Origin of the sequence: Shewanella gelidimarina (genome assembly GCF_023283945.1) — a bacterium.
In the GTDB taxonomy this organism is placed as follows: domain Bacteria; phylum Pseudomonadota; class Gammaproteobacteria; order Enterobacterales; family Shewanellaceae; genus Shewanella; species Shewanella gelidimarina.
The window spans coordinates 148,442-170,700 of the sequence record NZ_JAKIKW010000006.1 but is presented as its reverse complement, the minus strand read 5'-3'; the positions used below and the strand labels follow the sequence as shown (position 1 = coordinate 170,700).

General features: G+C 44.5%; 16 protein-coding genes. 13 read left to right on the top strand and 3 right to left on the bottom strand.

Annotated elements, in window-relative coordinates; all coding sequences use genetic code 11:
• The first annotated feature begins 247 nt into the window (after positions 1-247).
• The 12 genes from L2729_RS07820 to L2729_RS07765 all read left to right on the top strand — a co-directional run bounded on the left by L2729_RS07820 (position 248) and on the right by L2729_RS07765 (position 15,463).
• Positions 248-1,495 (top strand): SpoIIE family protein phosphatase, encoded by a 1,248-nt coding sequence (locus L2729_RS07820; protein WP_248987766.1) that lies wholly within the window; start codon positions 248-250, stop codon positions 1,493-1,495.
• Positions 1,496-1,508: 13 nt separating this feature from the next.
• The gene (locus L2729_RS07815) at positions 1,509-1,901 is read left to right on the top strand and encodes an ATP-binding protein (RefSeq protein ID WP_248987765.1); all 393 of its coding nucleotides are present in this window, start codon (positions 1,509-1,511) and stop codon (positions 1,899-1,901) included.
• A 426-nt stretch (positions 1,902-2,327) separates the two neighbouring features.
• A complete protein-coding gene (locus L2729_RS07810) occupies positions 2,328-2,678 on the top strand; it encodes an STAS domain-containing protein (RefSeq protein ID WP_248987764.1) in 351 nt (116 codons plus the stop codon).
• A 25-nt stretch (positions 2,679-2,703) separates the two neighbouring features.
• Positions 2,704-4,038 (top strand): polysaccharide biosynthesis/export family protein, encoded by a 1,335-nt coding sequence (locus L2729_RS07805; RefSeq protein ID WP_248987763.1) that lies wholly within the window; start codon positions 2,704-2,706, stop codon positions 4,036-4,038.
• Between the two features lie 26 nt (positions 4,039-4,064).
• Entirely contained in the window at positions 4,065-5,477 is a 1,413-nt protein-coding gene (locus L2729_RS07800) for a GumC family protein (protein WP_248987762.1), read from the top strand.
• The gene (locus tag L2729_RS07795) at positions 5,432-6,679 is read left to right on the top strand and encodes an O-antigen ligase family protein (RefSeq protein ID WP_248987761.1); all 1,248 of its coding nucleotides are present in this window, start codon (positions 5,432-5,434) and stop codon (positions 6,677-6,679) included. Before L2729_RS07800 ends, L2729_RS07795 begins: the two co-directional genes overlap by 46 nt.
• Positions 6,680-7,216: 537 nt before the next feature.
• Positions 7,217-8,746, top strand: coding sequence for an oligosaccharide flippase family protein (locus L2729_RS07790; protein ID WP_248987760.1), 1,530 nt, complete (start codon positions 7,217-7,219; stop codon positions 8,744-8,746).
• The gene (locus tag L2729_RS07785; RefSeq protein ID WP_248987759.1) at positions 8,733-9,812 is read left to right on the top strand and encodes a glycosyltransferase family 2 protein; all 1,080 of its coding nucleotides are present in this window, start codon (positions 8,733-8,735) and stop codon (positions 9,810-9,812) included. Before L2729_RS07790 ends, L2729_RS07785 begins: the two co-directional genes overlap by 14 nt.
• 311 nt (positions 9,813-10,123) lie before the next feature.
• Complete coding sequence (locus L2729_RS07780; RefSeq protein ID WP_248987758.1) at positions 10,124-12,166, top strand: WecB/TagA/CpsF family glycosyltransferase; 2,043 nt, start codon at positions 10,124-10,126, stop codon at positions 12,164-12,166.
• 10 nt (positions 12,167-12,176) lie between these two features.
• Positions 12,177-13,646: a sugar phosphate nucleotidyltransferase gene (locus L2729_RS07775; RefSeq protein ID WP_248987757.1), complete on the top strand. Its 1,470-nt coding sequence runs from the start codon at positions 12,177-12,179 to the stop codon at positions 13,644-13,646.
• 93 nt (positions 13,647-13,739) lie between these two features.
• A complete protein-coding gene (locus L2729_RS07770; protein ID WP_248987756.1) occupies positions 13,740-14,162 on the top strand; it encodes an adenylyltransferase/cytidyltransferase family protein in 423 nt (140 codons plus the stop codon).
• The gene (locus L2729_RS07765) at positions 14,162-15,463 is read left to right on the top strand and encodes a CDP-glycerol glycerophosphotransferase family protein (protein WP_248987755.1); all 1,302 of its coding nucleotides are present in this window, start codon (positions 14,162-14,164) and stop codon (positions 15,461-15,463) included. The genes L2729_RS07770 and L2729_RS07765 overlap by 1 nt, the downstream gene beginning before the upstream one ends.
• Positions 15,464-15,903: 440 nt before the next feature.
• Here L2729_RS07765 and rfbC read toward each other — a convergent pair whose 3' ends face one another.
• Positions 15,904-16,443: a dTDP-4-dehydrorhamnose 3,5-epimerase gene (rfbC, locus tag L2729_RS07760; RefSeq protein ID WP_248987754.1), complete on the bottom strand. Its 540-nt coding sequence runs from the start codon at positions 16,441-16,443 to the stop codon at positions 15,904-15,906.
• A gap of 221 nt (positions 16,444-16,664) precedes the next feature.
• On the opposite strand from rfbC, the gene L2729_RS07755 reads away from it, so the two are divergent.
• Positions 16,665-18,182, top strand: coding sequence for an MBL fold metallo-hydrolase RNA specificity domain-containing protein (locus L2729_RS07755; RefSeq protein ID WP_248987753.1), 1,518 nt, complete (start codon positions 16,665-16,667; stop codon positions 18,180-18,182).
• A 336-nt stretch (positions 18,183-18,518) separates the two neighbouring features.
• Here L2729_RS07755 and rfbB read toward each other — a convergent pair whose 3' ends face one another.
• Complete coding sequence (gene rfbB, locus L2729_RS07750; RefSeq protein WP_248987752.1) at positions 18,519-19,571, bottom strand: dTDP-glucose 4,6-dehydratase; 1,053 nt, start codon at positions 19,569-19,571, stop codon at positions 18,519-18,521.
• Between the two features lie 618 nt (positions 19,572-20,189).
• Complete coding sequence (locus L2729_RS07745) at positions 20,190-22,139, bottom strand: polysaccharide biosynthesis protein (RefSeq protein WP_248987795.1); 1,950 nt, start codon at positions 22,137-22,139, stop codon at positions 20,190-20,192.
• Positions 22,140-22,259 lie beyond the last annotated feature (120 nt).

Below are 22,259 nucleotides of genomic sequence, written 5' to 3'. Positions count from 1 at the left end.
ATCAAACAGAGAATTTAAAATCTCTTTCTATGACAAAGACTTATTGTTTATTAATGCTTAACCTCAATATGGAACAGCCATTCGCAATTTGCAACAATCTCAAGTGCAAAATAGCACTGATGACGAGACCCTAAAAACTGTAAAAATACAAATAATCAATATATACAAATAGATAGTTCAGTATCATCGATAATGGCATAGCCTTTGCTGTCTCTCTGCATAGCCCAACAATTTTGCGAATTGAGTAATGACAGTGTTGACCGCTTCAGAAACAGAGCAACCGTTTAACATCATGCTTGTCGAAGATTGTGATAGCGAACGCTGCTTGTTAAGCGGTTTAATCACTGCGATGGGACTCAATAGCGTTGATTTCTCCGATGCAGAATCTGCTATTGATTACCTGAGTGATCACGATATCGACCTCGTGATTACAGATTGGATGATGCCAAATATGAACGGTATCGAGTTTTGCAAAATACTCAAACTTTCAATCAATAGCCCCTATACCATACTGCTCACCGGGAACAGTGATAATAGCCATATTGTTGAGGGGATAAATTCTGGCGCAGATGATTATGTTGCTAAGCCCTTTAATAGTGCTGTGCTCAAAGCGAGGATCAATGCCGGACTGCGGATCATAGAGATGCAGCGCCAATTGGCACAAAAAAATAAGACACTTAACCACTTACTTGAAAAAGAGCAACAATACCTCCGTTCAGTCAAACAAGATCTCGCGTTAGCAGCGCAGCTGCAGCAAGCGCTGCTGCCCGACAACGGTCTGCTCAATCAGCAATGGCAAGTGACCTGTGAATTTAAACCAGCACAGGATCTCGCTGGGGACATTTTTCAATGCTTCAATATCGACAAACAACATATTGGCTTTTATCTACTTGATGTCAGTGGCCATGGCACCGCAGCGTCTATGCAAAGCTTCACGCTGGCACAAAATTTAACCAATAACCATCAAGCGTGGCAGGCATTAGATGTGTGCAAACTCATCAACACACTTAACAATGAGTTTGGGGACCCACAAAATAGCGGCTGCTTCGCGACCATGGTGATTGGCATTGCCAACACAGTCACCGGCGCAGTGGAGTTAGTTAACGCAGGTCACCCAGCGCCAATAGTGATTAATGCGCAACAAGCCTACTTTGTCGACAAAACACCGCTCAAGATAGAACCTCAACTGCCTGTAGGGATCCGCAAAAATGTCCAATATAGCAGTAGCCATTTTTCATTAGCACAGCAAGAACACTTACTCCTATATTCCGATGGCATATATGAATGCCGTCACCCGAAGCATGGATTTTTTGGCCAGCCGCGTCTGCTCAAGATAGTCAATGATGCCAGAACACTCACGCCCGATTCATTACTGCATCACCTAACGCACAGTTGTGATCTTTGGCAACAGAAGCAAGCTCAGGATGATATTTCATTAATGCTGATCTCCGCACAGTCTGCGACCAATAACTCACTCACTTGCCAATTAAATTAATCAAGGAAAGAACATGAATAGCATACAGATAAACCTCAATAAATCCGTACTCGCCAAGCACTCTCTTTGTCTGGAAATAGAGCAGTTTATGTTGCAGAACCAAATAAGCTCCTCGCAACGATTTAAGATTGTCACCTGTGTACTCGAGGCTGTCGCAAACGTAATGAATCACGCTAACAACGGATCAGCAGATATGACGCTAATTTTGCACAATCGCGACAATAAAGTCATTGTCGACCTGCTGGATCACTCCGTATTACATAGCAGTAAAGCACCACAACAATGCCCTGATACTGATGCTCAGTCGGGTCGAGGTTTATGGATTATGCATAGCTGGATGGATAACGTGAGGGTACAAGAATCTGTCGCGGGTACTCATCTGCAATTGAGCTTATCAATCCAATGACACAGGCATATTCGCAAGCTAACTCAGCCTCAGCCTTAAACTCCAGCTCAAGCTCAACATTAGGGAGCAGGAAAACATCGTTGTGCTTTGGCTAACCAGTCAAGTCAGTGCTGTGCTGTGCACATAGCACAACGTATTGTTTTCTATGTTAAATATTCAACTATATTAACCTTTTTCTTACATCACATTGAGTTATTCGCAGATTGCTCATTATGCTTTGCATATTAAGAATCCCTTCCAAACGTACTCCAGCCAAAACCTCCAGAACAGATTAAACCCCTTAATAACAGACACTTAAAAGTTGGCACCAGAGTTGCAAATATCTATGTAAACCCAATAAAGATAAATGACAAACAAATCGTTATTTTGTCTTCATTAGCAACTATTCATTAGCAACCATGCCCAAAGCATATTAAGGAGCTTCCTATGAAATTCTCTCCACTAGCACAGAATAATGCCTGCAAAATCACCTTACCGGTCGAAATGGTTATGACACAGACTCCGACTCTTCGTGCCGCCATTTTGCAAAAAATCAACAGCGGGATGATTCAATTAGTTATCGACTTAAATCAAGTGCAATACATCGACTCTAGCGGCCTTTCAGTGTTAATTTCAGCGCTTAAAAAAGTCGAGGAGCAAGGTGGGGAAATTGTATTACTGTCACCCACAGCTGGCGTGCGTGCATTGATCGAGCTGACTCGTCTGCATCACGTTTTTTCTATCTATGAAGATGAAACAGCCGCTATTGATTATATATGCAATGAACTTGTTAGCTAACAAGTCAGGTATTAAGGAAGACGCTATGAACCCCAATCACAGCTTAAACTTATCCGCCACAGTCAAACACTCAGCATTGCCGCAGAATGCACAGCTGAGTCCAGTGATTAAGGTAAAGCAATTGAGTGCTTTATCTGGGCTACTCATCATCGCCATAGCGACGGCATTATCGGGATGCGTTCTGCCCCATCACCCAGAAGAAGCAGACATCTGTGACAACATAGAAGATGACATGACCCAATGCCACTTCTACGATAACGACACCCCTTACATGCGCAGCAAAACCAGCGAACGTGCGCCTAAAAATATAACTCAAAGAGCAAATAATCCCATGGGAACCACCTGGTTAATGCAAACGGGTCAAGCACAGCAAGCGCTACACTTGCCGCAAAATATTCGTTTATCGGTGGGTGATCGTTTGAACGTGAATGTCTTAAATGGACTCGAGTTCAGTGGTAAAGTCGAAGTCAACAACGACGGTTATATCTATCTACCTTACCTGCAACCCGTTCATGCCAAAGGGCTTGATGTTCAGCAATTATCAACCTCCATTGCGCAACATTTGGTTGAGCAAGACTTTATGCTCAAAGACAGCGTAAGGATCAGTATTACCCCATTAAAGTGGGCGCCAGTGCAGGTCACCGTTTCAGGTGGCGTATTTGAACCTGGACAGCACAAAATCAACAAGAAAACCGATACCGTGATTATCGATGATAGCGGCAGCCACAGTGGCGACCAAGCAGTAGAAAGAAGCATAGCAGCAGCGCTTCGAGCCTCTGGTGGAGTTCGCCCCGACGCGAATATAAGCGAAATTATTGTTATTCGTGATCAGCACAGTTTCAAGCTCGATCTTTCGGGTGTGATCCACGGCTACCCGGTGCCATCAATGACCCTCATGTCGGGTGACCATATTCATGTACCACAGCACGATTATTTTGATGATGCACTGGCTAGACCCTCGCAAATAACAGCGCCAGGGATCCGGGTGTTTCTGTCTAACCTCACGCAGCCAGCAAGCAGTAACTCGCAATCTGCAGTCGATACCGACGCCACTCGATTTCCCTATGGTACGCGCCTGCTGAGTGGTGCAATAGCGGCAAACTGTGTCGGCGGCGCGCAATCAACCAATGCCAGTCGACACTTACTACTGATCACTAAAAACCCTTTAACATCTGAAATGGATGTGATTGAACGCTCTATGGATTCGTTAATTAGACACTCTTGGGAAACGGGCATGAATCCAATATTAATGCCCGGTGACGGCATTGCTTGTTATGACTCACGAGTGACTAATATGCGGGAAATCGCGCGGACTATAACCGAAATATTGGTCCCTGCAACGCTACTTGAATTACTTTAATTGTCCTTAACGGAAAGGAGGCTATGATGGAAAAAAAACAATCAATAAGACCTCTACTGTGGATGAAGCGTTTGTTCGTCAATGGTAGCCAGATGCCCATTAAGCAGCGAAAAAGTGCTTATCTGAAGTTGACCTTTACACTGTTCGCTTGTATTTGGCTGCTGGTACTGCTGTTTATTCTCATGACCCCTAGCCGCTATGTAAGCCAATGGACACTCATTTTACCCGGCGCAGGTGCAGGCGCCGTAGTGAGTTTAGACAGTATCGGCCAAGCCAATAGTAGCGCTAGCTCACCCTATTTAAGCACTGCCATTGACCCTAGAATTAATTACCAGTCAATCGCCACCAGCAAAACCATACTCAATGCTGCGGCCAAAACCATGAACATTAAAAACAGCGCTTTTACTAAACCAAAGCTAAAATTGCCAAATCAAACGGGCTTGATGCAGTTCAGCATAAAATCAGCCACGGCTCAAGACGCACAACAACGAGCATGGGCGCACTATCACAGCTTACAAGCATTACTGTCGCTGCTGCGTAACGATGAAGTACAGCAACGAGAAGATGCTATCCGCGTAGGTATGGCGAGTTTTGCCAATAAAGTCAGCTTTACCCAAACCAAGTTACTTGAGTTTCAGTCGGAGCATGGTCTGGTCTCGCTTGACCAATTTAAAGAGCTAGCACTGACGATGGAGCGCCTAAAACATAGTAAAGTCACCTTGGTATCTGAGTATCAAGGCATTATTGCAAGCCAAAAAATGCTTGAAATACATCTGTCATTATCACCAAAACAAGCTGCCGGTTTGCTAACCCTTAAAAATGACCAGTTGTTTCAGCAATTACTGGTAAGCTATACCAATGTAACGGCAAAACTCACAGAATATTCAAGTCGATATGGTAAGCGCCACCCGCAGGTGGTTACCCATATAAATGAGCAAAAATCGATACTAGCGGCGATATCAAAGCGCTGTAAAGTACTGCTTGGTTATGCTGATAAACGCCTAATGTTAATGATATCAGTCGATGATCTTGATGGCCGAGCGCAATTAATGCAGCAGCTAATAACCCTCGATACTCAGGCCAAAGGGCTAAACCGTCGAATAGCCTCGCTGACGCAGCAGATCCATGACTGGGATCACCGCTTATACGACAGTAACGATGATGCTGCAAAACTAGAAGATCTACAAAGAGAACACCAAGTAGCCACCGCCGTATTCACCTCAGCACTGGCTAAAATGGATGTTGGTAAAGCTGATATATATTCGTCATTTCCTTTGATACAGTTAATGTCGTCACCAACAATGCCAGAGGCATCAGATAAGTTAGCATTATTGTTGGCATTGGTTGGCGGATTTGCCGCATCGATATCATTAATCGCAGGGATGGGAATGTTATGGATCCGCAAGCCTATACTCCAGAAAATTCTGATGAACGACTAGTTTGGTACTCCATCACAGGCACCTACCTATTTTGGTTATTGGGTGCCATGTATGTGGTCGCGCCGGTGATTGGCTGGATTTTATTGCTAAGGCTTGCCAAAAGAATCCTTGTGAACCAGCAGCAATTTGTTGTTTCAAATACGCAAAAATTCTGGATAGTGGCCATGTCGTTGATGTTACTCGCACTGGTCGTTGCGCATCTCACTGAAGGCTTGGGCGCTGCCAAATTAATTAAGTCGAGTATTGGTTGGGCCAAAGGTTGGGCGCTGTTAGCCATTTTCCCTTTAATTGGCTCACTTAATATCCGCCCACAAATCATCTATCGCGCCTGTTGCATCGTCTGCAAACACACCCTTATTCTACTGCCTATTTTTATACTCGCCTGGCTACTAAAACTACCCACTACGCTCTATACCTCACCGCTGAGTATTATTGGTGGACCTGGACCTGAATTTTTCAGCGTCAGTTTATATGAACTGGATCCTGCCAGCGGGATCCCCAGGTGGCGCCTGTTCACTCCGTGGGCACCGGCATTAGGCATGATGGCAAATCTGTTTTTTATCTTTACTACCCAAGAGCAATCAAAGCGGTATCGGTTTTATGGTTTCGCTGGCAGTTTGACTATGATTTTGTTGTCTCAGTCTCGGCTTGCGCTGGTGACTTACCTGTTACTCATTGGCTTTTTCATGTTCATACGTTGGTACCGTTCGCCATGGCTGTACTTTGTTGCTAGCCCAGCCCTGCTATTTCTCGGATTCTCTGGCTATAGCGTGCTTGAAAAAGTGCAACAAAGTGTCGACGCATTTAAGAATGCACGCGCAGGTTCAACCCGAGTGAGACAAGAGTTGGGCAACATCGCACTCGAACGTTGGGCTAACGAAGCCGTTATTTGGGGACATGGCATTGTTGAAAAAGGTCCGCATTTAGTGGAATACATGGTCATAGGTTCCCACCATACTTGGTATGGGTTGTTGTTTGTTAAAGGGCTAGTAGGCGCTTTAGCGCTAGCCTCAGCGATGTTAGTCACTTTCATTAGCCTACTGCGTTTTATTTTTAGCAATGCGATTTCAGCCGTAGCCGTTGCCATTCTGTTGCAGATGTTCCTATACACTTTTGGTGAAAACTTAGAGATCCTCGCCTACCTATTCTGGCCAGGACTCATCATTATCGGCATAGCACTAAAACAGAATAAAACTGCATAAAACAGCAAGCTAAAGTGACGACTCCACCCCAGCTCCAATCCGTCTCGATCCGGCCCCACCCCCAGCTCTTATCCGTTTCTATTCCGGCTCCACCCCAGCTCCAATCCGTCTCGATCCGGCTCCACCCCCAGCTCTTATCCGTTTCCTTTCCGGCTCTAATCCGTCTCTATTCCGGCTTCTATCCCTGCTCCACCCCGGCTCTATCCCGGCTCTATCCCGTTTCCATTCTGACTCGCAATATGCAAAATCCGCAGACACAATCCGTCCGAACATAGCAGCACACCAATACCGCCTTCATCCCAACGGATCAATCACAATACACTTCAAACACTTACATTCTTCCAGCGTTAAAACACAAGGTTGGCACGATATCTGTAACCCTCTGTATATGACAAGAGGAAAAGTCACCTCCAATAACCCTTAGCCAAAGACGTTAAAGCTAACGCTAAGAGTCGATGACAGATTACAGAAGAAGAGAGTGACGACGCGATTAACAGCTTAATCCTAGCCCTCTCGAATTGAATAACAGGTGGTTGTATGCAAGCTATTTCACAACTTAAAAGCACCCTAACCACCCTCTTAGGGAGTGCGCTTGGCAAGAGTCTATTTTGGCTTGGCTCCGCTCAAGTACTCGGTCGTATTGTGCGTTTAGGTTCTAGCATTATCATTGCTCGCTTACTCACACCGGAAGTATTTGGTCTGGTCGCCATCATTCTCACCAGTTTTGAAGTTATCTGTACTCCCACACGCAGAATATCATCCGCCGCATTAATACAAATGAATGATGAACAGTTTAACAATGCACTCACCAGTGCTAATCAAGTTAACTGGTTAGCTGCGATTACCGCCTTCGTTGCCATGAGCTTACTCAGTTTGCCGCTTGCATTCTATTACGATGACTTGCAGCTCATACTTCCTATGATACTCATGGCAACAAGCTATTTATTACTGCCGCTAGGCATGCTTTACGCCGCAAAGAACCTACGCCTCAACCGAATGAGGGTAGTAGGACGTGCCGTACTTTGGCAGACCGTTTTTGATGGACTTCTCACCGCAACATTGGCTTTACTCGGGTTAGGGATCTGGGCAATTATTTTGCCTAAGATTATTGTGATATTTATTTGGATTGGGGTTCATCGATATCACAATCCCCTTCCCGAGGCTTTATCAAAGACACTCGAATCAGCATCGAGTGCGATTAACTCCGGTCAATGCCAAACGAGCCCCCAAAAGCATAAACTGGGTTTAAGCCTACAAGCAATTGAGATCTTAAGGTTTGGTATACAGGTAGGTTTAGGTGACTTGGCAATCGCCATCCGCCAGAACATCGACTACATACTTGTTGGCTATTTCCTTGGCATAGAAGCATTGGGGATCTACTTTTTTGCTTTCAATGCCAGTTTAGGAATTAGTCTTGGTTTGATACAAAGCTATGGCACTGCGCTTTATTCGCATCTATGTCAGAAACAATCCAACGATGCTCAAAAGAACACTTCACAGCAGCAAAAGTACTTTCAATCACTCAAGTTTATTATGTTACTCACGGTGCCCATTATTACCGTGCAGGCTGCACTAGCCCCTTTTTACCTGCCGCTAATTTACGGTCAAAAATGGCTTGAAGCTGGCGCACTACCGATTTTTATTTTGCTTTGTCTCAGTGGTTTAGTCAGGCCACTTGGTGAAGCCGCTAGCCAATATTTAATTAGCTCAGGACAAAGTCGATTCAACCTTATCTGCAACAGTATTTTTACCTTAGTACTCGCAGTGACGATCACCCTCTGCAGTTTCTCAGGGCTCACAACGGTAGCACTGGGCATTTTGCTAGTGCATCTATTTATGATGCCCAGTTTCACTATTTACTTACAGCTAACCCAAAAGTCCGAGCCCGAACCTGAGTCTGACAGCAGCCAGATTACGCCTCCACAAACCGATGCAGCTTCAGCGGCCATCAGCACAGAAGTGACAGCTCAAGTGACAGCCAGCCCGCAATCCAGCATTCATAACCCTAATCAACCGACACAGCCGATAACCGTTGGCTCACGGGAGACACGCTATGACTTCTCATAACCAATACCACAAACCTTTAACTGCAAAAGTCTCTGTTGTTATGCCCATCTACAATGTTGAAGCTTTTGTAAAAGACGCTATCAACTCAGTATTGGCACAAGAATTTAGCCACTTTGAACTCATATTGGTCAATGACTGTTCACCCGACAACAGCCTTGCCCTGTGCCAGTCGTTTAGCGACCCACGTATTCGCATTATTAGTCATGATGTTAATCAAGGGTTGGCTGCCGCCAGAAATACCGGGATCCGCCACGCCATAGGCCGTTACGTCGCTTTTATTGATTCTGACGACATGTGGCACCCTGAAAAGTTAGCGCAGCATGTAGAACACTTAGATAATGCGCCGGAGGTGGGCATTAGCTTTTCTCGCTCACTGTTTATAGATTACCAAGGTAATGCCATTAATGTGTTCCAAATGCCACAGTTAACCGATATCAGCGCCAGTGATCTGCTGTGCCGCAATCCTGTTGGTAACGGTTCGGCGCCCGTATTGCGCCGAGAAACACTAGGTGATATCCGTTATCAAGCACTGAACAAAAGCCATCCCCATAGTTGCTATTTTGATGAAAACTTTCGTCAATCAGAAGATATAGAATGCTGGTTAAGGATCCTTGCAACCACCCATTGGAAAATGGAAGGGCTACCGGCGCCACTCACCTATTACCGCCTCAATAACCAGGGCTTATCAGCGGACTCCAATAAGCAATATGCTTCATGGGAAAATATGATCAACAAAGCCAGCCGCTACGCACCTGAGTTATTAGCCCAACACGAAAATCGCGCCCGCGCGTATCAACTGCGATACTTAGCGAGACAGGCCATTCGTAATAATGATGGTAAAGAAGCGGTGGTACGCATAAACCAAGCATTAAAAACATCACCGTCGATTCTTAAGCACGAAACCGGCCGTACCCTGGCAACACTTGCCGCCGCCTACCTGTTAAAAATATTGCCGCGCAGCGCCTATAAAGGCATTGAGCTATGTGCTCAAGCCGTTCTAGGACGTATGCAACGTGCTCGAATATCTAAAGACGGCGTGACACCCGAGCTAATGAACAGCTTATAAAGCAGAGCGACTCTCCTCTAGCAATGGCTTGTAAAAGCCTTGCTAGAGTCCATATATCCGTATACCGCCATATCCCCGTATATTCCCCTCTTCAACGCCCAACAATTGCCCGATTAAGAGTCATAAATCGTTTGCAGCACGCGATGCAAGTTGCAAACGGCTTAAAAAAACACAAGACAATACCTACTAGAAAACCCAGTAAACACCTGATTAAATTGAATATATAAGTGTTGGCCTATTACCTGCAATAACTCTTCATAACCTAGATTCATAACAGATACTGATAACCACGATTGATGACAACGAGGCCGATGATGACGAAAACACAAACGCGCGCTACCCGCACCACGGCATTCGCCATCCGTATTGTCGATGCACTTGCCGCAATCTTGATGATATTAATCACCAGTCCATTACTTGCTTATGCAATGCTCAGAAGCGCTGCCACGCATAACCATACGTTTGAGTCTGTGTTTATTTCTGGACCTAACAATAGTGTTATCGCGCTATATCAGTTTACTTACGCTGGACACTTTAAATCGCTGCCTATGCTATTGAACCTGCTCAACGGTGACATCAGCCTCCTGGGTAGCAAGATCGAATTTGCATTTGATGCAGAACAAGCTTGCCGTCAAACAGATAAAAACTACGCCATAAGCCCCGGAATCACCTCGATTGAGCAGATGAACAGTGCCACTGGCCTTGGCTTTGAAGCGGCACACCGCTCTCTCAACAAAGCCCACAGCAGCGTGATTAACTACATTGCAGCGCTAGTAAGAGCCTTATTCGTGTTGATTATCACCGGTATATTTATGCCAAAAACCAAACGTACAACCGCAACAATCTCTGTGTTTGGCATAGTGCTAGATAACTGGACCATGGCGGATCTTTTAAGTGATTTACAGCAACAGTGCCAAAGTGATACTCCATCAGTAATGAAACAATACAGCTTTGTGAATGCGGACTGTTTAAACATCAGCATGAAAAATGATGTTTATCGCCAGTGCTTACAACAAAGCGGACGCGTATTTGCTGATGGGATTGGCGTCAGGTTGGCTTGCTTAACCAAAGGGCATACGCTGAAAGACAATCTCAACGGTACCGACATGTTCCCAAGATTGTGCCAGCTCGCCGCCGAGCAGCAGTTGTCTATTTTTCTATTGGGGGGGGCTGATGGGGTTGCCATTGACGCTGCCAACAATATGCAAAAAAGCTACCCTGATCTAAAAATTGCAGGCGCTCATAGCGGCTATTTCAATATGAGCCACAAGCATGCCGACACCGGAGGCAACAACGCCAATAGCAAAGAGCCTAATAATAGTGAAAACAAGGCCGTTGTTGATTGCATAAACCAATCTCAAGCAGATATTTTGTTGGTCGCGATGGGCGCACCCCTGCAAGAAAAATGGCTTAAAGAGAACAAGCACCAACTCAACTGCCATGTTGGCATCGGTGTCGGAGGTCTGTTCGATTTCTATTCAAATCGGATCAAACGAGCCCCTTTATGGTTAAGACAAATGGGAATGGAGTGGACCTATAGACTACTGCAAGAGCCTAGCAGAATGTGGCAACGGTATATCATCGGCAATCCAACGTTTTTGCTACGAGTTTGGAGCGAAAACCGTCAACTGAGAAAGATGCAGTCAACGCAGCCGCAAAAGGTAAAGGCTAAAACAAATACTCACTACACCCCAAATTTTGATGCTAAGCGAGCAAATGCAAGCCGCGCAGCACATAACTTAGGTCGACGCTTAAACCGCGGCACTAAACGTATGCTCGATATTTCGGTATCAGCCACCTTACTTACGTTACTCATGCCTTTGTTCATTCTAATTTCACTCTGTATCCGTATTGAGTCGAAAGGCGCGGTGTTGTTTTGCCAAACGCGTGCAGGACGACATAACCAACCCTTCACCATGTGGAAGCTGCGCTCCATGTATCAAGACGCAGAGCAAAGACTCGCTGTGATGACAACAGACAATGAAATGCAAGGCGGTGTGCTGTTTAAGATGAAGCGAGACCCAAGAGTCACCCTGATAGGTAAGTTTATTCGTAAAGCATCAATCGATGAGCTGCCACAACTTTGGAATGTCTTAAAAGGCGATATGTCGTTAGTCGGTCCGCGCCCCGCGCTGTTAAGTGAAGTGAAGCAATACAGCCAGCATGATAGAAACAGGCTGCTGGTAAAACCTGGGATCACCTGTATTTGGCAGGTATCTGGACGCTCAAATATCCCTTTTGAGCAGCAAGTGGAACTCGACATCGATTATATCTACCAGCAATCAATCACTGCCGATGTTTGGCTATTGATTAAAACCATTCCAGCCGTGTTATTTGCTCGTGGCGCATATTAAGGAGCTGACTATGCAAGCAATCATATTCGCTAATCGAAATGGTAATGAACTCGCCCCCTTGCATGCGCATTACTGCCCTGCACTCTTGCCTGTCGGTAATAAGGCGGTGATTGAATTTACCTTGGAAGATTTAGCCGAAGCCCAAATTGACCGAGTGAGAATTGTTATCTCTGCTCAATCTGCAGCAATAGAAAAGCTCATTGGTAATGGCGAGAAATGGGGATTAAACGTTGAGTATTTTTTAAGTCGTGAGCAAGAAGCAGTATCCAACATTCTGCCACGGCTAGCGCTTAACCCAAATGAAGCAATATTGCTGGCGCGAGCCGATATGTTGAGAAGCCCTTGCATCAAATCATTCGTGCAATTTAGCCAACAGATGATGACTAGCCACGTAGTTGCAAAAATAGCGAACAAAAATGCAGGCCTAATGATGCTCCCTGGCGCCAAGCATTTTACTGAAGATCTCAACTGGCCATTAGCTAATAGCCAAAACGTGAATCAGAGTCCCGAGCAATCGCAAAGTGTCACTCAAATTCTGCACGGCGACTGCTTTATGCTCGATTCTCTGCAAGATTACATGAGTGCCAACCAAACGATTGCGTCAGCAAAGCTCACCGGCATAACCCCTAAAGGGCGATACTTTAGCAGTGCTTCCAAGGTACAGGGTTTTTACCTTGGTGCTAAAACCAAAACCGGCCAACTTAGAATGCACGACGCATGGGGTGTGATAGGTAAAAATACCTGGATAGATGAAAGTGTTGATATGCAGCAAAGCATTATCGTCGGCAAAAACTGCTTAGTAGAGAAAGCTTGCAGTCTAAATAACTGCCTTATTTTAGACAATACCTATATTGGTCAGGGGCTCAATGTCAGTAACGCCATTGTCTGTAAAGACTTACTGATCATGCCAGAAAATGGCGGCCACTTAACGCTCACGGACCCGAGTATTATCTCTGACAATGGCAAGCTCGCTAACCGTTTGCAGCCATTACAACACGTCTCCACATTGGATAGATTACAAGCATTGGTCATGTTCTCTATCGGCTTGCTGTTTGCGCCGTTATTGATGTTGATGTCGCTAATCACCCAGCCTAAGCAACCTTTGATCAGAGAATTTATTTTTATCAAAGGTGGACAAAAAGCAACTTGGCGTTGGAATCTAAGTCCGTTATTTATCGCCCGTCTACCGCAGCTTTATTGGGTCATTACCGGCCGACTCGCCCTATTTGGTGCGACGCCATTTGAGGCAAAAGTACAAACAACCAAACAGCCTAACCCAATCCGCTTGGCAACATCATTAGGGCTATACGGCCCATTGCAATTAGTTATCGACGCTGCAGCACCTATAGAAGAGCGTCAGTTTGTTGAAGCCGAATACCTTTGTATTAACCAGCGCAGTAAATATTGGTCGTTAGTCACCATGTCCATATTTGCCAAATCCGTTAAACACAAAATACCGATAAACACGGTTAAGCAATAACCATCATTAGCGAGTCATCAGTAACTGCTACGAATGTTGATTGATAACGAGTCCCTATTTAGCGCTCATCTAGAGAATATAAGAGAGAACATTATGAAAACGATTATTACTTACGGCACCTTCGATCTATTTCATTATGGCCATGTACGTCTGTTCAAACGTCTTAGAGCCCTGGGGGATAAGTTAATTGTGGCCGTTTCAACGGATGAGTTTAATGCGTTAAAAGGTAAAGCAGCATTTTTTAGTTACCTGCAGCGCGCTGAAATTGTTGAAGCGTGTCAGTACGTCGACATGGTGGTGCCAGAGACCCATTGGCAGCAAAAGGCCAAAGATATCTGTAAACACGATATCAGTATTTTTGGGATGGGAGATGATTGGCAGGGAGAATTTGATGAACTGTCAATACTGTGCGATGTTGTTTATCTAAGTCGCACTGGAGAGATCTCCTCAACCGAGATCAAAAATAGCCTTGCGGCCAAAATGCCAAATAATGACACTAATAAGGTGCAAAAATAATGCAGAATTCGGCTTTGCAGTGGGCTAAAGCAGCAACCAGAAAGCTGGTATATAGGCTATCAGCGCTTGCGCCTCGAAATGCAAATAAAGCCGTATTTGGCAGTTATAAAGAGCTATTTTCCGATAACAGTAAATACCTTTATAAACACTGGCAACAGAGCCAATTCATCCGCTGTATTTGGATCACTGCTAATAAAGATATTATCAAGCAGCTCCAAGGTGATGGTTGTGAAGTCTATTACCGCTGGTCAATCCAAGGTGCGTATCATGCATTAACCGCCAAATACTATTTTTACAACAGCTATATAGGTGACATCAATCAATGGCTGGCAAATGGCGCTGTAAAAGTAAACCTGTGGCATGGTCTGCCGATGAAGAGAATTGAGTTCGATATTACGTCAGGCCCAATGGCGAAGGTATTTAATCCAACATCACGATTTCAAACGTTTATACAGAGCATGCATGCACATCAACAACGGATTAAACCCGACCTAATGCTCAGCCCCAGCCCGCTAGTTGATGAATTGTTTAACAGCGCATTTAGACTCAAAAGTAGCAACTTACTTCGCTGCGGATATCCCAGAACCGATTACTATCGATTAACCCCACATCAGGCGCAATCCATCAAAACAGGCGTGCTACTGAAGAATGTAAAGTGTAGCGAAAGAGGCGCTGAAATGGGGAGTAAAACAGAGAGTAAAATGCAGAGTGAGGTTGAGAACGAAAGTATTCGGCAAAGCTATCAACAAGTCATTTTGTATGCCCCGTCATGGCGTGATGCTTTTGAAAGTAAGCGCTTTGAAGATGAAACGCCCTATACTGCCGCGTTTAACTGGGAAGCGCTATCAGAACAGCTGCAGAAAAATAATCAATTGTTTTTACTGAGATTACACCCGAATGAAGCCGAAATGGGCAATAAGCTTGCAAGTCTACCTAACATATTAAACATCAGTGCGATGGAAGATGTGTATGGCATATTGCATGAAATCGATTTGCTGATCACCGACTATTCATCACTGTTTATTGATGTACTACCACTCAATATCCCCATCTGTTTTTATCGATTCGATAAAGCGCAGTATCAACAAAACTGCCGCGAAATGTATGAGTATTCCAGTTCAATACCGACACTAGGACCAGAGTGCCTGACGTTCAACGAGTTATTACTTCAGATAGAACCCGCTTCGGTTAACGCTCTGACCAATAAATACAGCGCAAACTATCAAACAGCAAACAAGATGTTTTGGGGAGATGAAACCGAATCGTTTCGTGCATTAGAAGAGTGGGTGCAAGCTGGTTAAGAGCAGGGGAAAAGCCGAATAAGCTGAGAAGGTTTAAAGCCGAGAAGTACTGAGACGGTACAAGCTAAGATGGTTTGGAGCCGATCAAGAGCCGGTTGGAGCCAAAACGGTTAAGAGCGAGGGAAAGGCCGAACAAGCTGAGAAGGTCGGCATTTATACCGTCGCTTTGCTCTTTTCTAGTTTTTACCGTAAGCGAAGCGTTCCGTAGTGACGAAGTCGCGTGCCGTAAGGCCGTAGGCCCTTCGTCTAAGATTTTACCGTCTTTGCTAGTTTTTACCGTAAGCGAAGCGCTCCGTAGTGACGCAGTCGCGTGCCGTAAGGCCGTAGGCCGTTCATCTAAGATTTTATTTTTACCGTAAGCGAAGCGTTCCGTAGTGACAAAGTCACGTGCCGTAAGGCCGTAGGCCGTTCGTCTAAGATTTTACCGTCTTTGTTAGTTTTTACCGTCTTTGTTTCCCATCTTTATCCGATAATATCGGAACAATGCCCTTCGCTAACGGCCAATTGATGGCAATGTCAGTATCATTCCAGGCAATAATCCCCTCATCTTCAGGCGCATAGTAATCTGTGCACTTATAGATAATGTCTGCTGAATCACTCAAGGTTAAAAAACCGTGTGCGAATCCTGCAGGAATATACAGTTGCAGGCGGTTTTCAGCTGACAGAATTTGACCAACCCATTGGCCGAAAGTCACCGAACCTTGACGAATATCAACGGCCACATCAAAAATCTCTCCGGCGACCACTCGAATAAGCTTGCCTTGAGGATGGTTCTTTTGAAAATGCAGTCCCCGCAACACATCCTTTGCAGAGCGACTCATGTTTTCTTGCACAAAAGTGGGGGCTGTTAATCCTAGTCCCTCAAACAATTTGTCAAACTGAGATTGGCGAAAGGTTTCCATAAAAAAACCACGCTCATCACCGAAACGTTGGGACTCGAATAACAACACATCAGCAATAGCGGTAGAAATGAGTTTCATAATATCTCATGGTAAAAAGCGCGAAAAATAACTAAAGTACAGCAAAAGAAAAACTCGGTGCTAAAGTTCAGCAACAAGAGCAACAGTGGCCATCATTAAAATAACACTCATTAAGCACCTTTGCTGCCCGTTATATTTGCATCCTATTATATTTGCATTACTCTAGTTTAATCCATGGAAGGGGTTACCCAAACGATTTTGGTATAGATACGGAGATAAATATGCGAATAATCCATCACGGCGCAGTCAACGGCGTCACAGGATCTTGCCACCAACTTGATATCAACGATCACTCGAGTATTCTCATTGACTGCGGACTATTCCAGGGAGCTGAAACCGCGGGCAAAAGCGCCATTGAACAACTGCCGATAGAGTTCGAACTCAGTAATATCCAAGCACTAATTGTGACTCACTGCCACATCGACCATGTTGGCAGAATACCCTACTTGCTTGCAGCGGGCTTTAACAAACCTATCTACGCCACCGTGGCCACTGCAGCGCTACTGCCAATGGTTATTGAAGACGCACTAAAAATTGGTGTGACCCAAAACCACCGTATGATAAAGCTCTACTTAAAAAAACTGCAACAACTCATCACACCGATTGAATATAATCAATGGTTTGCCTTAGAACTCAACTCCCCTCTCAGCAACAACGCAGTGAATCACGCGAACCCAGGCCATCAAGCCAATACCTATAACCAAGCCAAAGCAAAATTTAAACCCGCGGGTCATATTCTTGGCTCCGCCTATGTAGAAATAGAGCTATCCAATAGTGCTGCCTCTAAAAATAAGCACACAAATAAGAACAAAGACAAGAGCCAAGACAACAACCAGAACAAAGCTAAGCACAGAGTAGTATTTTCCGGTGATTTAGGTGCGACTAATACTCCGTTGCTTGCAAGTCCCAAAAGCCCTTATAGAGCAGACACTTTAGTTATAGAGTCAACATACGGCGATAAGAACCATCAAGGACGTAAACAGCGGAGCGAGAGTTTAAGAAAGGTAATAGAAAAGTCTGTTGCAGATAATGGCGTGGTACTTATCCCAGCCTTTAGTATTGGCCGAACACAAGAGTTACTTTATGAACTAGAGCAGCTGATCCATCAATATCAGCATAAGAATGAGATGTGGCAACATATTGAAGTTATTATTGATTCGCCAATGGCCGCAAAGTTTACCGAGCACTACCTACAGTTTAAAACGCTGTGGGACAACGAAGCCAAACGCAAGCTCACTCAACACAGACACCCGTTAGACTTCGAGCAGCTTTATACCGTCGGCAGCCATCAAGAGCACCTAGCAACCATCGATTACCTGTGTAAGCGCAATAAACCGGCGATAGTTATTGCCGCGAGTGGCATGTGTACTGGTGGAAGAATTCAAAACTATTTAGCGAGGCTGCTCGGCGAGCCAACAACCGATATCATATTTGTAGGTTACCAAGCACAAGGAACAACAGGACGAGAGATCCAAACCTTTGGCCCTCGCGGAGGTTACAGCACCATAAATGGCAAGAGAGTAGCCATTAAAGCAGGAGTCCATACCGTCAGTGGCTATTCAGCCCACGCAGACCAACACAACCTAATTAACTTTGTAAAAGGCATGCGCATTAAGCCCACTCTAATCCGTATTGTACACGGCGATAGCGAAGCTAAAGCAGCACTCGCAGAGGAATATAAAAAACTACTCCCCAATGCAAAAATCGAGATAGGTGCGAGCGGAAACTGTACAAGCTGAGAAGGTGATAATCGGTTAAGAGCCGATTTAAAGCCGGATAATGCTGAGACGATAGAAGCTGAGACGATACAGGCTGTGATGTACAAACCAAAACGATGCAAACCAAGACGAAGCAAGGCTAACGGATAACAGCACATTCGATCTTACCGTCTTTGCTTTGTTCGGCCCTAAACCGTCTTTGCTCTTCCCTGCCCTTAATCTAATCTTTATCGGCTTTCATCTGCTCTACCCGGCATCTAACCGTCCCTAAACCGTCTCAGCCCTTCCCGGCCTTCAATCTTCCCAGCTCTAACCGTCTCTAAACCGTCTTAGCTTTTACCGGCTTCTAACCGGATTCTAACCGGCCCTAAACCTGCTCTCAACCGTCTTCCGCAGTCCCGACTCAAAAGATTCTTGCGGTTTCCAACCCAATTCTTTTTCGATTTTACTCGCGTCAATAGCATAACGTACGTCATGACCTGGCCTGTCGTTCACAAATGATATCAAGCTCGCAAAACCGTCAACACTCTTATCACTACCCTTCAGCGAATATGGGTTATCCGCAGCGACATCTTCAAGAATGTTGCAAATCTCTTTGACGACATCAATGTTCTGCATCTCTGTATTACCACCGACATTATAAGTTTCACCCAATGTCCCATGACACACTACCTGATAAAGTGCTCGTACATGATCGTCAACGTATAACCAATCTCTTATCTGCTTACCGGAGCCATAAATAGGAATTGACTTGCCTTCAAGTGCGTTTGATATAGTAAGAGGGATCAGCTTTTCAACATGCTGATATGGGCCATAGTTGTTAGAACAGTTTGATAATACGACTGGCAGGCCGTATGTTCTGTACCAAGCGCGTACAAGATGATCTGCGGCAGCTTTACTCGCAGAATATGGCGAACTAGGCGCATAGCTTGATTGTTCAGTGAACCTACCTCCATCAGGTAAATCACCATACACTTCATCAGTGGACACATGAAGGAAGCGAAACTTTTGCTGCTTATCACCTTGCAAGGCCGAGTAGTAATCTCGACAAGCTTCCAATAGTGTAAATGTGCCAACAATATTGGTCTGTATAAACTCATCAGCACCGCTGATAGAGCGATCAACATGGCTTTCAGCTGCTAGATGCATAATGGCATCTGGCTTAAATTGATCCAATACGCGTAGCAGTAACACCCGATCGCATACATCACCCTTTATAAATTGATAACGCGCGCTATGTTCAATACAGGCCAACGCGGAAGGTGAACTCGCATACGTGAGCTTGTCAATATTAACAACCTCATTTTGTGTCTGTTCAATAATAAAACGTACTAACGCAGAACCGATAAAGCCTGAACCACCGGTTATAAGTATGACTTTATTTGTCTTGCTATTTATTACCACAGCCAACTTAAAATACTCCATAAAAGCGCTAAGCTATAGCCCACAATAGGGCATGACTACAGAGCACAATTTAACTACTTTCAACTAAACCAAGAACTCAAAAACTAATTCCGCGTGGGGAATTTTGCCTCAACTACTTTAACAATCTCTTCTCACATACACCCAATGTCTTTGAAGAAGCACATTCCGTCTATATTATGAATGAACCTACACAATGAGGTTAGGTAAAAAACAGCCCTTAATCGTCTCAGCTCTAATCGGCTCTTAACCTGCCCTTCCCGGCTTTTAATCTACCTTTACCGGCCTTCAACCGTCTTTGATCTTCCCGGTTCTTAACCTGCTTTTACCGGCTTTTATCAGCCCTAAACCGTCTTAGCTTTTCCCGGCTCTAACCCTTCTCGGCCCTTACCGGCTTTTATCGGCTCTAAACCGGCTCTTAACCGGCCTTCGACTTTTCCGGCTCTAAACCGGCTCTAAACCGGCTCTTAACCAGCCCCTAACCGTCTTCGCTTATACCGATTTTTTTACCCCTTTAAAAACAAAAAAGGCCAACTCTAAGAATTGGCCTTTAAATAAACTTGAGGACGAATTAACAATTGGCCTTTAAATAAACTTGAGGACGAATTAAGAAACTAACGGGATAACTTTTGCAGTTTCTTTTATCGAATCCGTCTCTCTTGCTGACACACCTTGTTGCCATACCAAGTCGCAGATACCATCAGTTGGATTAAAGCCTGTCGGCGTAGTAAGCAAAATATCGCGAATCACTTCGTGTTGGAATGCATGACAAGCTTTATCAAGTCTTTCCAATATGATGGAGTATTCATTCCAACTCAAACATGACTCATTCGCAGTCATAATACGTTCGTGCTCAGTTCCGGTAACATCATCACCAATAAGCAACTCTTCGTAGAGCTTTTCACCAGGTCGTAAACCGCTAAACTCAATCGCTATATCACCATCTGGATTGATCTCGTTTCTAACTTCAAATCCACTCAAGCGGATCATCTTCGAGGCTAAATCTACAATTTTTACTGATTTGCCCATATCCAATACGAAAACATCACCCCCTTTACCCATAGCACCCGCCTGAATAACGAGTTGCGATGCTTCTGGAATAGTCATGAAAAAACGAGTGATTTCAGGGTGAGTAACAGTAACAGGGCCACCATTAGCGATTTGAGTTCGAAATAAAGGTACTACAGAACCTGATGAGCCTAAAACGTTACCAAAGCGAACCATGCAAAAACGAGTGTGCTTATTTTCTTTAGCGAAAGCCTGCAATACCAATTCAGCCATACGTTTTGTGGTGCCCATGACATTAGTTGGGCGAACCGCTTTATCTGTCGAAATTAAAACAAACGTTTCTACCTTGGCAGCAATTGCAGCTCTTGCGGTATATAGAGTCCCGAACACATTATTTCGAACTCCTTCCACTACATTGTGCTCAACAAGAGGCACATGCTTGTATGCTGCAGCATGGTAGACCGTTTGAACGCTAAAGGACTCCATTACAGCCTGAATTCGATTCTCACGCTGGACCGACCCCATCAGAGGGAAAATAGGTACATCTAAATTAAGCTCTAAAGCAATCGTCCTTAATTCCCTCTCTATCGCATATAAAGCGAATTCTGAGAGTTCAAACAAAACCAATTTAGCAGGTGATTGCTTTATAATCTGGCGACACAGTTCAGAGCCAATAGAACCTCCAGCTCCGGTTACCAGAACAACTTTGTTGGTAATATTGGCAGAAAGAAGATCCTCACGAGGAGAGATAGAGTCCCTTCCAAGCAAATCCTCAATCTCAACTTCTTTAATATCACTGTATAGCTTTTTGCCGTTCACCAAATCAGCCATCGCGGGGATAGTAAGCACTTGAACGGCCAAAGACTCGAGAGTTAACAAGATACTCTGACGCTTACTCCTACTAGCACTCGGTATCGCTAATAGCACTTTAGTTGCTGACTTTTGCTTGATAAGTTTACGAATAATAGAAGGTGAATGAACATGCACCCCTTGAATAACCGTTCCATGCAAACTTTCATCATCATCGACAAACGCAAAAGGATAATATTCGTGACTTTGGGCTAAAGAACTTAGAAGCTGACGCCCACTAACCCCCGCGCCATAAATGATCACGGGTTCACCAATACGCTTGATACCGGTTCCTACCAACGAGCGAACCATTGCTCGTGAACCGCCAATAAAAACCAGTGCAAAAGCGGCGTAAATAAGTGGGAAGGTTCGAGGAATATTAGCTTCCGTATAAAATGCTATCAGCACCAACGTTATCGTCGATACAACGACTCCGGAAGCAATCGCTACCACAGCTTGTAACCCCATATAACGCAATACCGCACGATAAAGGCCAAGTTTAGCAAACACGTACAAACTAACAGGCAGTACAAACAATAAAACCAGCCAATAATTGCGATCAGCTAAAACCGAAACGTCATCTAAACGAACTAATAAAGCACTCCAAAAAGCAAATAATAAAAATAAAGAATCAACTAACAAGCTCACGAAACGCTTTTGAGCGCGTGGTAACTTGAATATGCCTTGCAAAAAGTCCATTTTCCGCCCCAAATCCTTAAAGTTCATAAAATTCATAGTCTAAGATATCTTAAAATATCGACGCTATTATCTGTCATAGCTAAGGCTGGTGATTTTAACACAACCCACTTTATACATATA

What these genes read in the sequence shown, in the direction of transcription:
- L2729_RS07755 (WP_248987753.1), top strand. Translation starts at nt 16,665, where the DNA reads ATGCGAATAATCCATCACGGCGCAGTCAACGGCGTCACAGGATCTTGC.
- L2729_RS07790 (WP_248987760.1), top strand. Translation starts at nt 7,217, where the DNA reads ATGCAAGCTATTTCACAACTTAAAAGCACCCTAACCACCCTCTTAGGG.
- L2729_RS07775 (WP_248987757.1), top strand. Translation starts at nt 12,177, where the DNA reads ATGCAAGCAATCATATTCGCTAATCGAAATGGTAATGAACTCGCCCCC.
- L2729_RS07795 (WP_248987761.1), top strand. Translation starts at nt 5,432, where the DNA reads ATGGATCCGCAAGCCTATACTCCAGAAAATTCTGATGAACGACTAGTT.
- L2729_RS07800 (WP_248987762.1), top strand. Translation starts at nt 4,065, where the DNA reads ATGGAAAAAAAACAATCAATAAGACCTCTACTGTGGATGAAGCGTTTG.
- L2729_RS07820 (WP_248987766.1), top strand. Translation starts at nt 248, where the DNA reads ATGACAGTGTTGACCGCTTCAGAAACAGAGCAACCGTTTAACATCATG.
- L2729_RS07785 (WP_248987759.1), top strand. Translation starts at nt 8,733, where the DNA reads ATGACTTCTCATAACCAATACCACAAACCTTTAACTGCAAAAGTCTCT.
- L2729_RS07765 (WP_248987755.1), top strand. Translation starts at nt 14,162, where the DNA reads ATGCAGAATTCGGCTTTGCAGTGGGCTAAAGCAGCAACCAGAAAGCTG.
- L2729_RS07805 (WP_248987763.1), top strand. Translation starts at nt 2,704, where the DNA reads ATGAACCCCAATCACAGCTTAAACTTATCCGCCACAGTCAAACACTCA.
- L2729_RS07780 (WP_248987758.1), top strand. Translation starts at nt 10,124, where the DNA reads ATGATGACGAAAACACAAACGCGCGCTACCCGCACCACGGCATTCGCC.
- L2729_RS07770 (WP_248987756.1), top strand. Translation starts at nt 13,740, where the DNA reads ATGAAAACGATTATTACTTACGGCACCTTCGATCTATTTCATTATGGC.
- L2729_RS07815 (WP_248987765.1), top strand. Translation starts at nt 1,509, where the DNA reads ATGAATAGCATACAGATAAACCTCAATAAATCCGTACTCGCCAAGCAC.
- rfbC (WP_248987754.1), bottom strand. Translation starts at nt 16,443, where the DNA reads ATGAAACTCATTTCTACCGCTATTGCTGATGTGTTGTTATTCGAGTCC.
- L2729_RS07810 (WP_248987764.1), top strand. Translation starts at nt 2,328, where the DNA reads ATGAAATTCTCTCCACTAGCACAGAATAATGCCTGCAAAATCACCTTA.
- L2729_RS07745 (WP_248987795.1), bottom strand. Translation starts at nt 22,139, where the DNA reads ATGGACTTTTTGCAAGGCATATTCAAGTTACCACGCGCTCAAAAGCGT.